The sequence below is a fragment of the Aeromonas sp. FDAARGOS 1417 genome, from assembly GCF_019046985.1.
GTDB classification, from domain to species: domain Bacteria; phylum Pseudomonadota; class Gammaproteobacteria; order Enterobacterales; family Aeromonadaceae; genus Aeromonas; species Aeromonas veronii.
Genome location: NZ_CP077221.1, coordinates 1,996,970 through 2,010,008 on the forward strand (window position 1 = coordinate 1,996,970; position 13,039 = coordinate 2,010,008).

Here is a 13,039-nt window from a genome sequence, read left to right on the forward strand (position 1 = left end):
TGTTTCTTGAAGCCTAGTTCAATCGCACGGCACGGGATGGTGCGATGAGCAAAGCGGGATCGCCGTCAATAATCAGCGACTTAGCCTAGTTATCTGGCCGGGTGGCGAGCGCAATGAAAAAGGCCGGACATCTCTGTCCGGCCTCTTCTTTCAAGCGCAAGCACGTAATCAGGACTTGGCAGGCTGACGCTCACCGGTCACGGTCGGGTTCTTGGGATCGGAACTCCACTCGTACCAACCGCCGTCGTAGACGCTGATCTGTTTCCAGTCCATCAGCCAGGCGTAGAAGAAGGCCTCGGAAGCGCGCCAGCCGGTACCGCAGTAGAACGCAGCCTGCTGAGTTGGCTCGATGTTCCACTGGTCCCACATGGCGAGGATCTCGCGGGCCGGCTTCATGGTGCCGTCCGGGTTGTGGAAATCGCTCATGCTGTTGGCATCCACCCCGCCGTGACCCCACTTGGCCCCCGGGATATCGCCCTTCGGCTTGATGTAGCTGTAACCTGAGGTGTTGCCGACAAACTCGTCCCAGGTACGCACGCTGACCAGTGCGCTATCGGGCTGCTTGAGCAGCTCTTTTGCCTGACTTAACGTGGTGTAGTACTCGGGGTGAGCGGGAATGGCCACACCAAACTCCTTAACCGGCTCATATTTGTTGGGCAGACCGGTTTCGGTGCGCAGATGCTGGATAAACCAGGCATCCAGACCACCGTCCAGCAGGCGTACATCTTTCACCCCCGCATACATCATCAGGTGCGCGGCACGGGCAGCCGCCATGGTGTTTCGACCATAGAGGATGACGGTGGTGTCGTGACGGATGCCGTTATCCAGCAGCAGCTTCTTGAGCGCTTCGTCAGAGACCTTGTTCCACAGCGGCTCCTCTTCGAGGCTGTTGGTATCGATATAGCCGGCCCCCGGGATGTGGCTGATGAGGTAGGCCTTGGGTGAACCCCAATCCACTTCAAACAGCTTCCAGTCTCCCTTGGGCGCCGCCGCAACCGGCTTGCCCTCTTGCAGATCCGCCAACCAGCGCGGATAGACCAACTGCTGCCAGCGTGCCAGCGACTCGCGCGGTGCGGCTTGCCACCCTTGCAGCTCGAACAGCTGCTTGATCCCCTGCTTGCGCAGCAGACGGGCCACCTCGGCCACTTCGCGGGACGCACCGTAGAGGGCAACCGGACGATCGGCTTTCAGCCCCTTGATCTCGAGCGCCTTTGGCCACTCTTCATCGCTGTATTTCCACTCGGCAGAGAGGTTCTCGGCACCCGCCACATGGCCGCCCTGCTTCTCCCCTTCCATCGGCCACCCCTGATAGAAGTAGCTGGCGCGGGTATCCAGGATGACAGCCTGTTTGGCCTTGGCATCGGCCAACGAGAGCGGTGGCAACTCCCCTGCCACGGCGGGCAGGGCACACCAGAGCAGTAAGGTCGCCAGCGCGGCCTGCAGGAAGCGAAGATGTCGTTTCATGGTGATTTCTCGATTCATAGTGAACAAGGTTAAAAAATGGAGCGACCCAGCCGCTCGGCCAGCAGCTCCAGCGCCGCCGTGCCCGCCAGCGAGTTGCCGGCTTTGTTGAGCTCGGGCGACCAGACACAGACGCAGAGCTCGCCCGGGATCAGGGCGATGATACCGCCGCCGACCCCCGATTTGCCCGGCATGCCGACCCGATAGGCAAAATCGCCCGCCTCATCATAGAGACCGCAGGTGGCGAGCAGGGCGTTGACCTGTTTGGTGGTGCGGGCGGGCAGCAGCGATACGCTCTCGCCCAGTGGCACACCACGGTTGGCCAGATAGATGAATGCCCGCGCCAGATCGACGCAGCTCATGCGGATGGCACAGGCATTGAAGTAGCTTTGCAGCACCTTGTCCACTTCGTTTTCGAAGTTGCCATAGGCCTTCATCAGATAGGCGATGGCGGCGTTGCGGGCAGAGTGCTGATATTCGGAGCGGGCGACCACCTGATCCGCCATGATGGCCGGATTGCCGGAAAGACGGCGCACCAGCTCGAGGGTACGCTGACGCGGCGCAGTGAGGCGGGTCTCCAGCAGGTCGCTCACCACCAGCGCTCCGGCATTGATAAAGGGGTTGCGGGGGATCCCCTGCTCGAACTCGAGCTGAACCAGCGAGTTGAAGGGCTGGCCGGAGGGCTCCTTGCCAACACGGGCCCAGATCTCCTCCTCCTGATAGAGGGTGAGTGCCAGGGTCAGGCTCAGGGCCTTGGAGATACTCTGGATGGAGAAGGGTTCAAAAGCGTCACCGGCGGTGAACAGCTCCCCCTCGACGGTACAGACTGCGATACCAAGCCGATCGGCAGGCACCTGAGCCAGTGCCGGAATGTAGTCGGCCACCTTGCCTTGTCCCAGCAACGGGCGCACCTCTTCAAGGATGCTGGCCAGTAATTCGGATGACAACACCATAAGCAATAAGCGATTCCATGACTAAAACAGCGGTGGAGATCCCATCCCCACTGACAAAAATCCCGCCAGCGGCGGGATTTTTCAGTTACCCACAACAAGGCGCCAGATGCGGCAGCCTTGTATCAGGCCGGTTCACCGTACCAGAGGTCGAACAGCTCGGTAACGACCACGGCTTCCATCCCCTTGCCTTCCAGCCAGGATTTGACGGCTGCGCGGTCTTCTTCGGTACATTTGCCCAGTTGCTGGGTGCAGATCATCCCTTCCCAGGCCAGGTGACCGGAGCCGGCAAAAGCCAGTTTACGGGGTTCAACAACCTCATCGATCATCGCATCGACTACCGCATCGATGGTCTCTTCGGCAGTGCCGACCGGGAAGTTGAAACTGATGTCGAAACCCATTTCCTGGAATTCATCGACGCGCAGTTTCTTGCGCAGGCGGCGGCTACGATTGGCCATGATAGCTCCTCAAGTTAGTTGATACGCTAGGTGTGTTGACGTGCCAGCTTAGCTGACACGCTTGAAAATCAGATCCCAAACCCCGTGGCCCAGACGGTGGCCGCGTTGTTCAAATTTGGTCAGCGGACGCCAGTCCGGACGAGGCACCCAGTTGCCGGTGGCAGAGGTGTTCTCGTAACCCTCGGCGGCGCTCATCACTTCCAGCATGTGCTCGGCATAGTTTTCCCAGTCGGTAGCCATGTGGAACACGCCACCAATGGCCAGCTTCTGGCGAATATCCTGGGCAAACGCAGGCTGTACGATGCGGCGCTTGTGGTGACGGCTCTTGTGCCAGGGATCCGGGAAGAAGAGCTGCAGGCAGGAGAGTGAACCGTTCGGGATCATGTGCTCCAGCACCTCGACCGCATCGTGGCAGATCACCTTCAGATTGGTGACGCCCGCTTCCTGAGCGGTACCCAGACAGGCACCCACGCCCGGGGAGTGTACTTCAATGCCGATGAAGTTCTTCTCGGGGGCATTCTTGGCCATCTCAACCAGAGAGGCGCCCATGCCAAAGCCGATCTCCAGCACCACAGGTGCTTCACGGCCAAACAGTGCGACCAGATCGAGCTGCTTTGGCTCGAAATCGATGCCCATGACCGGCCAGAGCTCTTCCAGGGCCTTCTCCTGCCCTTTGGTCAGGCGGCCTTCGCGACGGACAAAGCTGCGGATCTTGCGCATGAACTTGCCGTCTTCGTTAAATACATCTTGGGTCACAGGCATAATGGTCTCGTTATTTCATCAATCCGGGTAATACATCTTGTGTTCGATCCCGAGCGGGACCGCTCGCGGCTCGGCATTTCATCGACCCGCGAAAACAGGGGAGCGAATTATCCCAAGATAGGCCCAAGGCGCAAGTGTTTCGCGCAACAAATATTCCGGCCATCCACTTCCCTCCTCCCTCACTGGCATCACCATACCGACTAACCGTCCAATATAATCCGCAGTAGAGTCGTTCCAGCCCTTTTTTGGCGATTTTTGTGACAATCATTGCCTCATTTCTGAAATCTGATACAAACGGATAACCTGGCGGTCGAATGGAGCGACCGCTCACATGCCGAGAGAATTGTCTATGCAGCCGTTTTTTGCCCAGCGCTTCGAGAAGGTTGAACCTTCCTTTATCCGTGAAATCCTCAAAGTTGCCGCCAATCCGGAGATCATCTCCTTCGCCGGTGGCCTGCCCAATCCCCACCTGTTTCCGGTCAAGGCGATCGATCAGGCCTGTCAGGATGTGCTGCGCGAACAGGGGGCTGCGGCCCTGCAATATGCGGCGACCGAGGGCTTCGCCCCGCTGCGCCAGTATATTGCCGACCGCTATCTGGCCCGCCACGGCATGCAGATCAATCCGGACAACATCCTCATCACCAGCGGCTCCCAGCAGGCGCTTGATCTGCTGGGCAAGGTGCTGATCGACGAGGGTCAGGATCTCATCATCGAAGAGCCGGGTTACCTTGGCGCTATTCAGGCCTTTTCTGTCTACCAGCCCACCTTCAAGCCGATTACTCTCGGCGAAGCCGGGCTGGATCTGGCGGCGCTGGATGCGCTGCTGGCCAACGGGTCCAATGCCAAGCTGCTCTACGGCGTGCCCAACTTCCAGAACCCGAGCGGTGTCTCCTACAGCCGTGCCAACCGCGAGGCACTGGCCGAGCGACTGGTGCGCCACGAGCTGTTGATGGTGGAAGATGATCCCTACGGCGAGCTGCGCTTCGAGGGCGAGCATCTGCCCCCCATTGCCAAGCTGGCGCCAAACAATACCGTGCTGCTCGGCTCATTCTCCAAGACCGTGGTGCCCGCCTTCCGGCTGGGCTGGATGGTAATGCCGGACTGGCTGCGCAAGAAGGTGACCATCGCCAAGCAGGCGACCGATCTGCACAGCAACGCCTTCAGCCAGCAGGTGCTGCACCGCTTCCTGACCGACAACTCCCTCGACGCTCACTTGGAGAAGATCAAGGAGGTCTATGGTCGCCAGCGTGCCGCCATGGAGGCCGCGCTGGCCCGTCACTGCCCGCCCGGTGTCAGCTACACCCGACCGGAAGGGGGCATGTTCCTCTGGCTGACTCTGCCAGCCCACATCAGTGCCATGGCGCTGTTTGACGAGGCGATCAAGGAGAAGGTGGCCTTCGTACCCGGGGCCCCCTTCTACGTGCGCCCCGAGATCAAGAACACCCTGCGCCTGAGCTTCTCCTGCGTCGATGAAGCGACCATCGAGGAGGGGGTCAAACGCTTGGCTCGCGCCCTCCAGCGCATGCTCTGATCGCCCAAGCCAAACCGTACCAACAAAAAACCAGCGAGCGATCGCTGGTTTTTTTATGCTCCCCATTCAACCGTTCAGCCAAACAGGGTCTTGCAAAACTGCTTCATCGGGATGGGGCGGCTGTAACGATACCCTTGCAGATAGTCAACGTGGCGCGCCCGCAGGTAGTCCGCCTGCGACTGCTTCTCGACCCCCTCCGCGATCAGGATCAATTCAAGTCGCTTCGCCAGATCAATCACGTTTTCAACGATATGGCTGGAGAGTGCATCCGTGCCGATCATCTCCACAAAGCTCCGATCAATCTTGAGTGCATCGACCTGAAACTGTTGCAGATAGGTGAGACTGGAGTGACCGGTGCCAAAATCATCGATAGAGATCAACACGCCCAGTTTGCGCAACTCGGCAAACATCTGAGCGGTTGTTTCATCAGCCACCAGCAGTTCACGCTCAGTCAGCTCCAGCCCCAAATCAACGGGATTGTCCTTAAACGCGTCGAGAAAGGCCTTGCAGTCAGCCAACAGGTCAAGGTCCTGAAAGTGCTTGGCGCTGATATTGAAACAAAAATGGAACTTTGCCGGCAGCTTGCGGGTATAAGGGGAGAAGTGGTCACGCACCTGAGCCATCAACAAGCTGGTCATGGGCACGATCAGCCCACTATCTTCCGCCAGCGGAATAAAGCGATCCGGCGAGATCATCCCCTGCTTGGGATGCTGCCAGCGCATCAGCACCTCACAGCCACGCCACTGCTCATCCTCACCGGAGACCACCGGCTGCAGATAGGGGATAAACTCCTCCTCAATCAACGCCCGCTTGAGCTCTTCCGCTGGTGAGCTACTACGCCCCATCAGCCTGAAGGTGCCGAATCCAATCAGCAGCGCCAGCAACGGAGAGAGGATCAAGGTATATCTGGAGTATCGCCATGCGTGGCTCCAGTAGTCATGCACCGTGACCCGGGTGACGACCTGATAGGGGAAATCAGCCGAAGCGAGGGCAATATAACCCTCTTCTGTCGGAGAGGGCGCCGCCCCGACCTGACCTGAGCCAAACAGAGCCCTCTGCCCCACCACGAGAGCCATCGGGGAGTTCTTGCTGGAGATCTCCAGGGTATTGCGCAGGTAGTAGCCATCTACACCGATCAGCACACTCCCCTTGTCCGTTTCATGACGCAGCACGATCAAGGGGCGATCCGGTGTGACCTCATTGCCAGGCAGCAGTTGCAACCTGCCATCCACATAGTTGTTCAGAGTGAAGGGGCCATCGTAGTCACCATAGAGCGAGGTGCAGTAGATGTGGCTGCCGACAGCCAGATTGGCGGAACGGACATCGGGCACTGTAGCCACCTGTTCGCGCAGCAGTTGTGCCGCCTCCTTGCAGGAGTGACCAAGCATCCCCTTCACATTAATGGCCGCTTGCCGGGCATGGCCGATGGTGCGATCAAACATCATCCGGGCATGCTGCAACCGTGAATCGGCATCACGCTCTATCTCCGTCACGGTCTGCCAGATAACGGCAATAACCCCCAGCAGCAGGATCCCGCCCCCCATCAGCAGCGCCAGCAGAATCCTCGAGTAAAGCTGACGAAGTTTCAAACGACGAAATGGCATGGCGGCCTCTTTGATGCTCGGATAATGGGTGACAGCCTCGGTGGACAGGCGAAAAGGGGCGCCATAATAGCGATTGATCAACAAATGTCCACCCAACAAAAATCAATCAATTCAAACTATTGTTCAACAATATGTCGTAAGAAGAGGATAGAGTTAACAAACGTCAAACAGAAAACTCCCGAAGCACGTCTCACTTGTTGAAGGGAAGCCACACCATTAAAGTTGAGCAAACGGCAGCAGGAGCATGCAGCGATGAAGATTCTTATTACCGGAGGAACCGGCTTTATCGGCCGCAAGCTGGTTGCCCATCTCAAGGTCAATCACGAGGTCGTGGTCTTGAGCAGGCAGGGGAGCCGCGCTTACTCCCTGCTGGGTCACGATATCAAGGTATTGGATAACCTCGACCGGCTCGATGACCTCAATGACGTGGACGCGGTGATCAATCTGGCCGGTGAACCCATCGCCGCCGGACGCTGGAGCGAGTCGCGCAAACAGCTGCTCTGCGATAGCCGCTGGCTGTTGACCGAGCAGCTGGTGGATCTCATCAAGCTATCCAGCACGCCGCCCAAGGTGCTGATCAACGCCTCCGCCATCGGCTGGTATGGCAGACAGGGCACCGAAACCCTCGATGAGCAGTGCCGCTCTCCCAACGACGAGTTTACCCACCAGCTCTGCCAGCAGTGGGAAACCCTGGCGCAGGAGGCCCAGAGCCGCCAAACCCGGGTCTGTATCGTGCGGATCGGGCTGGTGCTTGGCATGGATGGGGGCGCCCTGCCCAAAATGCTCCCCCCCTACCGACTCGGACTCGGCGGCCCCATGGGATCGGGCAGCCAGATGATGAGCTGGATCCATGTGCAGGATCTGGTGCGCGCCATGCTGTTCTTGCTGGATCACGAAGAGTGCAGCGGCATCTTCAACGGCACTGCGCCCCATCCGGTCAGCAACCGGGAGTTCAGCCAAACCCTTGCCACCACGCTGCACCGTCCACACCTCTTCTTCGTCCCGGCGCCGCTGTTGCAACTGGTGATGGGGGAGGCGGCCGATCTGCTGCTGACCGGACAAAAGGTGATACCAACAAGGCTGCAACAGGCCGGTTTTCACTTCAGCTATCCCGATCTGCCGAGCGCCCTCACCAATCTTCTGCGTGAGCCCCGCTAACTCACATCCGCTCGCTGCATCCGCTCGTCAGCGCCCCACATAGCAAGCAGCCCGGTCAATGGCCGGGCTGCTTGTTTATTGTGGCTGCGCTATTGCACTCAGTAGCATCGGCTCGCGCTGGCAGGATTACAACAGTCCCTGACCCAGCCCCCGCAACCGATCGCTCAGGGTGCCAGCCAGCAGCTGGCGCTGCATCCCCTGCCCCGCCAGCGTCACCAGCAGCGCCCCCAGCGTCGGCAGGCCGAGCCAGATGGCCCAGTGGAACTGCCACTGCCCCTCGAACCACCACCACTGAAGGCCAAAAGAGCAGAGCTCCACCACCATGGCGGCACAGAACCCCGCCAGCGCACCACTGGCCACCAGCTCCCAGCGCAGCATCTTCCTGAGCAGATCGCTGCTGGCACCCAGAGTGCGCATCAGCAGCAGCTCGCGCCGACGCTGAGCCATGCTGGCCTGGGTCTGGGTCAGCAGCACCAGCAGCGCGGCCACTGTCACCAGCCCCAGCATCAGCGCCAGCGCCCGGCTCACCTGCTCCGATACCTGAGTGAGCCGCGCAATCAGGTCATCCACATCGATAAGACTCACCGTGGGGTGGCGGCGGATCAACTCCACCTCGGCAGTGCGCCCCGCCTCGGGCAGCCGGTAGCTGCCAAGCCAGGTTCGGGAGAAGGGTGCCAGCAGATCCTCGGAGAAGATCATGTAGAAGTTGGGACGCATATTGTCCCACTTGATGCTGCGCAGACTGGTGACCCTGGCGCCAAAGCTGCGCCCCTCGATGGTAAAGGCGAGCATGTCCCCCAGCTTGATATCGAGCCGCTTGGCCAGTTCGCTATCCACCGACACCTCGCCGGGTCCGGCAAGCCACTTCCCGGCCACCAGCTTGTTGTCGATTGGCAGAGTTGCGGTGGTAGTGAAGTTGAGCTCCCGATCGACCCCCTCGCGGCCACTGCTGGCCCCCTCGCCCACCGCCTCACCGGCGATATGGGTCAGCCTGCCGCGCACCATGGGGTAGAAGTCGGAGGTGGTGGCCCCGGCTGCCGCCAGCTCGCTCAGGATCCCCTCCCGCTCGTTCTCGGCCACATTGACCAGAAAACGGTTGGGCGCATCGACGGGGAGACGTGCCGAAAACTCATCCAGCAGATCGACCCGGGCCGCCCAGAGCAAGCCAAACAGCATCAGCGCCAACGCAAAGCCCGCCAGCTGAAACAGGCCACTGCTGCGCTCGCGCGACAGGTGGGCCAGCGCCAGCCGCAAGGCATGAGGCCCGCTCACTTTCGTCCCCAGCCGCAACATCAGGGCCGCCAGCAGGGCCAGCAGACCCATCAGCAAGCCCATGCCACCCACCAGACCCAGCGCCAGCCGTACATCGGCGGTAAAGCCCCAGACCAGCGCAAACAGCCCGAGCAGGCCGACCGGCAGGGCCAGCCAGGCGGGAATACCCGCCTCCAGCTCCCGGCGCAATACCCGCAGCGGCGGCACTTTCAGCAGCCGCAAGAAGGGCACAAAAGCGAGCAGCAGGGTGATAAAGAGCGCCACCGCCACCCCCAGCGCAAAGGGGCGCCAGGAGGGGGGCGGCAGATCCGGCGGCAGCAGGTCCCCCAGCAGTTGCAAGGTGATCCACTGCATGGCTGTGCCCGCCACCAGACCCAGCAACGCACCAATCAGCGTCAGCGACAGCAGCAGGGTTCCCATCAGTTGCCAGAGCGAGCGACGAGATGCCCCCAGGGTCTTGAGCAGCGCCACCATATTGGTCTGGCGCTCGGCAAAGTGGCGCACCGCAATCCCCATCGCCAACGCCCCCAGCAACACCCCGCTTAGCGAGGCGAGCCGGAAGAAACGTTCGGCATTGGCCAACGAGCGGCCCACTTGGGATTCGCTGTCATCCGGTTTGATCCACTTCTGTCCGGCCTGCAATTGCGGCAGCAGCCATTGCTCGTAACGGGCCAGCGATTCCCGCGGCCCCTTGAACAGATAGCGCCACTGCTGGCGGCTGCCGGGGAGCAGGGCGCCGGTCGCCTCGATATCGGCACTGTGGATCAGCGCCCGCGGCGCCAGCAGGAAGGGGCTGAAGCCCTGATCCGGCTCCTCGCCAAGCAGGCCTGCCACCTTGAGCACCGTATTGCCTACCTCCAGCTCATCCCCCGTTTTGGCCTTGAGCAGCTGCATCACCCGGGCGGAGAGCCAGATCTCGCCGGGAGCCGGGGCGCGGGCAGGTTCCAGAGTGAGTTTGCCATAGAAGGGAAAACCATCGGGCACGGCCCGAATGGAGGCAAGCTGCAGCGCATCACCGTGAAACAGCATGCTGTTGAAGCTGACGGTGGTCTGCACCGCCAAGCCATCCTGTTTCGCTCGTTCCAGCCAACCATCTGGCAGGGCGGCGGCAGTACGCAGCACCCGATCCGCCCCGATAAAGTCGCGGCCCGATGCCTTGAGTCCGGCATCGAGCCGATCCGCCACCAATGCCACACTCAAGACACACGCCACGCTCAGGGCCAGCGCCAGCACAAACCAGCGCAGCTCGCCGCTGAAACCTTCCCGGCGCAGCAGTCGCCATCCCAATCGCCACTGCATCATCCCTTGCATCTCCCGCTTGACCCACAGCTCACCCCGTTACACCACACCATGGGCCACCTCGCGATCCAGTCTGCCCGCCGTCATGACCACTTGCCGCTGGCAGCGTTCGGCCAGCTGATGGTCATGAGTCACGACCACTAGCGTGGTGCCGTGCTTGCGATTGAGTTCAAACAGCAGCTCGATAACCTTCTCGCCGGTCTTGCTGTCGAGGTTGCCGGTCGGCTCGTCCGCCAGCAGCAGACTGGGGCGGGTCATAAAGGCACGAGCGATGGCCACCCGCTGCTGCTCACCGCCGGAGAGCCGTGGCGGCAGATGGTGCAACCGCTCGCCAAGCCCGACCGCTGCCAGCAGTTCGCGGGCTCTTGGTTCGCAATCGCGCTCGCCGCGCAGCTCGGCGGGCAGCATCACATTCTCCAGCGCCGTCATGGTCGGGAGCAGCAGGAACGACTGGAACACAAAGCCGATCTGCTCGGCGCGCAATCGGGCCCGCCCCTCCTCATCCAGCTCGCCAAGGGATTTGCCGAGGATTTCGATATCCCCCTGACTCGGCAGATCGAGCCCGGCCAGCAATCCCAGCAGGGTGGACTTGCCGGAGCCGGAGGCACCGACCAGAGCCACCGTCTCGCCACTATTGACTTGCAGATCGATCCCTTCAAGGATGGTGAGGCTTTCCTGGCCGAGGCGAACCGATTTGCCGAGGCCCTTGACGACAATAATGGGGGTTGAACTCATGCTCTGTATCCTTTGTTCCAATCCCTCGATGACAATCCATAGCGGGAGTTGAATTGATGGTGCGTATTCTGTTTGTCTTGTTCGTTGGCCTCGGCAGCCTGCTCTCGTCGGCTCAGGCCCAGACCCTGCTGGTACTGGGAGATAGCCTGAGCGCCGGCTATCAGATGCAGGTTGAGCAGAGCTGGCCCGCCCTGCTCAACCAGAAATGGCAGGAGGAAGGGGGCAAACACACCCTGCTCAATGCCAGCATCAGCGGTGAAACGACCCAGGGGGCGCTGGCCCGTCTGCCCGCTCTGCTGAAGGAGCACAAGCCGGACTGGCTGCTGATCGAACTGGGGGGCAACGATGGCCTGCGCGGCTTCGCACCGACCATTACCCGCCAAAATCTGGCCAGCATGATCGCGCTCGCCAAGGAGCAGCAGACCCGTGTGGTGTTGACCCAAATCCAGCTGCCCCGCAACTACGGTGCCCGCTATCTGCGCCAGTTCGAACAGATCTTTCCCGAGTTGGCCCAGGCTAACGATCTGCCCCTGCTGCCCTTCTTTATGGATGATATTGCGCTGCGCCCTGAACTTATGATGAACGATGGTATTCATCCCACCCCGGCGGCCCAGCCCCAAATCCGCGATAAAGTCGCCCGCTTTATGGAGCCGCTGCTCAGCCAATAAGCCCGCCGTCTACCACCAATATCCCATAACAAAATATCCCGCCAAAATCGGATGTTTTGAATGTTCGACGATCTCTGCGTGGCACCTTGATTCACCCAATCCATCGCCAATACCCAATAACAACACATCCCGCCGAAGCGGGATGTGTTGTTATTGATTTAGCATAACCGGCAGGCAGCGTCTCAGCTTTCCAGCACCTGGCGCAGCCGCTCCTGGGCCACCCCCACCAGCAAGTCGGGCTGGAATTTGGAGATAAAGCGGTCGCACCCCACCTTCTTGACCATGGCTTCGTTGAAGTTGCCGCTCAGGGAGGTGTTGAGGGTGATAAAGAGATCGGACATGCGCGGATCGCTGCGCACCTCGTGGGTCAGGCGGTAGCCATCCATCTCCGGCATTTCGGCATCGGTGATCATCAGCAGGATCTCGTCGGTCACCTTCTTGCCAGCATCGCACCACCCCTTGAGCAGGGTCAGCGCCTGCAAACCATCTTGGCACTCGATCACCTCAAGCCCAAGCTGGCCCAGGGTCTCGCGTACCAGATTGCGGGCGGTGCTGGAGTCATCGACGATCAGCACTTTGCGGCCATGCATCTCGGGCAGGATCTCCCGATCCAGCACCTCTTCGGAGATGCGGATGTCATAGGTGATGATCTCCGCCAACACCTTCTCCACATCGATGATCTCGACGATCTGATCCACTCCATCTTCGGGAATGCGGGTGATGGCGGTGAGGTAGTTGGCACGCCCGGCAGAGCGCGGTGGCGGCAGGATATCCTTCCAAGTCATGTTGACGATGTTGGCCACCTGCCCCACCAGAAAGCCCTGAATGGTACGGTTGTACTCAGTGATGATGAGGTTGGATTCACTGTCGATGGGCATGGGGCGCATACCGATGGCGCTGCGCAGGTTGATCACCGGGATCGAGGTACCGCGGATATTGGCCACCCCGCTGATATTGTGATGGGAGCCCGGCATCTTGCTCAGATGGGGCAACTTGACCACTTCCCGTACCTTGAAGACGTTGATGGCGAACATCTGACGGGTGCCGAGACGAAACATCAACAACTCGAGGCGGTTTTCACCCACCAGTTGAGTTCGTTGATCAACGGAATCCAATATACTCGCCATACGCTGATATCCAT

11 protein-coding genes are annotated in these 13,039 nt (G+C 60.4%); 3 read left to right on the plus strand and 8 right to left on the minus strand.

What is annotated here, in order from left to right; all coding sequences use genetic code 11:
- Positions 1–168 precede the first annotated feature (168 nt).
- The 4 genes from I6L47_RS09005 to trmB all read right to left on the minus strand — a co-directional run bounded on the left by I6L47_RS09005 (position 169) and on the right by trmB (position 3,631).
- Entirely contained in the window at positions 169–1,464 is a 1,296-nt protein-coding gene (locus tag I6L47_RS09005) for a sulfurtransferase (RefSeq protein ID WP_139733444.1), read from the minus strand.
- 29 nt (positions 1,465–1,493) lie between these two features.
- Positions 1,494–2,414 (minus strand): glutaminase B, encoded by a 921-nt coding sequence (gene glsB / locus I6L47_RS09010; RefSeq protein WP_139740965.1) that lies wholly within the window; start codon positions 2,412–2,414, stop codon positions 1,494–1,496.
- A gap of 122 nt (positions 2,415–2,536) precedes the next feature.
- A complete protein-coding gene (locus tag I6L47_RS09015; RefSeq protein ID WP_005348158.1) occupies positions 2,537–2,869 on the minus strand; it encodes a YggL family protein in 333 nt (110 codons plus the stop codon).
- Positions 2,870–2,917: 48 nt separating this feature from the next.
- Positions 2,918–3,631 carry a tRNA (guanosine(46)-N7)-methyltransferase TrmB gene (gene trmB / locus I6L47_RS09020; protein ID WP_005335228.1) on the minus strand — a complete coding sequence of 238 codons (714 nt, stop codon included), beginning with the start codon at positions 3,629–3,631 and terminating at the stop codon, positions 2,918–2,920.
- A 349-nt stretch (positions 3,632–3,980) separates the two neighbouring features.
- Here trmB and I6L47_RS09025 point away from each other — a divergent pair, with 349 nt between their 5' ends.
- The gene (locus I6L47_RS09025) at positions 3,981–5,162 is read left to right on the plus strand and encodes a PLP-dependent aminotransferase family protein (protein ID WP_216949135.1); all 1,182 of its coding nucleotides are present in this window, start codon (positions 3,981–3,983) and stop codon (positions 5,160–5,162) included.
- 74 nt (positions 5,163–5,236) lie between these two features.
- Here I6L47_RS09025 and I6L47_RS09030 read toward each other — a convergent pair whose 3' ends face one another.
- On the minus strand, positions 5,237–6,766 hold the full coding sequence (locus I6L47_RS09030) for a cyclic diguanylate phosphodiesterase (protein WP_216949136.1): 1,530 nt from the start codon (positions 6,764–6,766) through the stop codon (positions 5,237–5,239).
- Positions 6,767–7,018: 252 nt separating this feature from the next.
- Here I6L47_RS09030 and I6L47_RS09035 point away from each other — a divergent pair, with 252 nt between their 5' ends.
- Positions 7,019–7,924: a TIGR01777 family oxidoreductase gene (locus I6L47_RS09035; protein WP_216949137.1), complete on the plus strand. Its 906-nt coding sequence runs from the start codon at positions 7,019–7,021 to the stop codon at positions 7,922–7,924.
- 126 nt (positions 7,925–8,050) lie between these two features.
- On the opposite strand, the gene I6L47_RS09040 is transcribed toward I6L47_RS09035, so the two are convergent.
- Both I6L47_RS09040 and I6L47_RS09045 read right to left on the minus strand, forming a co-directional pair.
- Entirely contained in the window at positions 8,051–10,498 is a 2,448-nt protein-coding gene (locus tag I6L47_RS09040) for an ABC transporter permease (protein ID WP_216949138.1), read from the minus strand.
- Between the two features lie 36 nt (positions 10,499–10,534).
- Positions 10,535–11,230 (minus strand): ABC transporter ATP-binding protein, encoded by a 696-nt coding sequence (locus I6L47_RS09045; RefSeq protein ID WP_098970368.1) that lies wholly within the window; start codon positions 11,228–11,230, stop codon positions 10,535–10,537.
- A 56-nt stretch (positions 11,231–11,286) separates the two neighbouring features.
- On the opposite strand from I6L47_RS09045, the gene I6L47_RS09050 reads away from it, so the two are divergent.
- Positions 11,287–11,898 (plus strand): arylesterase, encoded by a 612-nt coding sequence (locus tag I6L47_RS09050; protein ID WP_106842862.1) that lies wholly within the window; start codon positions 11,287–11,289, stop codon positions 11,896–11,898.
- A gap of 182 nt (positions 11,899–12,080) precedes the next feature.
- On the opposite strand, the gene I6L47_RS09055 is transcribed toward I6L47_RS09050, so the two are convergent.
- Entirely contained in the window at positions 12,081–13,025 is a 945-nt protein-coding gene (locus I6L47_RS09055) for a chemotaxis protein CheV (RefSeq protein WP_005335238.1), read from the minus strand.
- Positions 13,026–13,039 lie beyond the last annotated feature (14 nt).

Excerpts from the sequence above, each read along its gene's own strand:
- I6L47_RS09005 (WP_139733444.1), bottom strand. The coding sequence starts at position 1,464 with ATGAAACGACATCTTCGCTTCCTGCAGGCCGCGCTGGCGACCTTACTG.
- glsB (WP_139740965.1), bottom strand. The coding sequence starts at position 2,414 with ATGGTGTTGTCATCCGAATTACTGGCCAGCATCCTTGAAGAGGTGCGC.
- I6L47_RS09015 (WP_005348158.1), bottom strand. The coding sequence starts at position 2,869 with ATGGCCAATCGTAGCCGCCGCCTGCGCAAGAAACTGCGCGTCGATGAA.
- trmB (WP_005335228.1), bottom strand. The coding sequence starts at position 3,631 with ATGCCTGTGACCCAAGATGTATTTAACGAAGACGGCAAGTTCATGCGC.
- I6L47_RS09025 (WP_216949135.1), top strand. The coding sequence starts at position 3,981 with ATGCAGCCGTTTTTTGCCCAGCGCTTCGAGAAGGTTGAACCTTCCTTT.
- I6L47_RS09030 (WP_216949136.1), bottom strand. The coding sequence starts at position 6,766 with ATGCCATTTCGTCGTTTGAAACTTCGTCAGCTTTACTCGAGGATTCTG.
- I6L47_RS09035 (WP_216949137.1), top strand. The coding sequence starts at position 7,019 with ATGAAGATTCTTATTACCGGAGGAACCGGCTTTATCGGCCGCAAGCTG.
- I6L47_RS09040 (WP_216949138.1), bottom strand. The coding sequence starts at position 10,498 with ATGATGCAGTGGCGATTGGGATGGCGACTGCTGCGCCGGGAAGGTTTC.
- I6L47_RS09045 (WP_098970368.1), bottom strand. The coding sequence starts at position 11,230 with ATGAGTTCAACCCCCATTATTGTCGTCAAGGGCCTCGGCAAATCGGTT.
- I6L47_RS09050 (WP_106842862.1), top strand. The coding sequence starts at position 11,287 with ATGGTGCGTATTCTGTTTGTCTTGTTCGTTGGCCTCGGCAGCCTGCTC.
- I6L47_RS09055 (WP_005335238.1), bottom strand. The coding sequence starts at position 13,025 with ATGGCGAGTATATTGGATTCCGTTGATCAACGAACTCAACTGGTGGGT.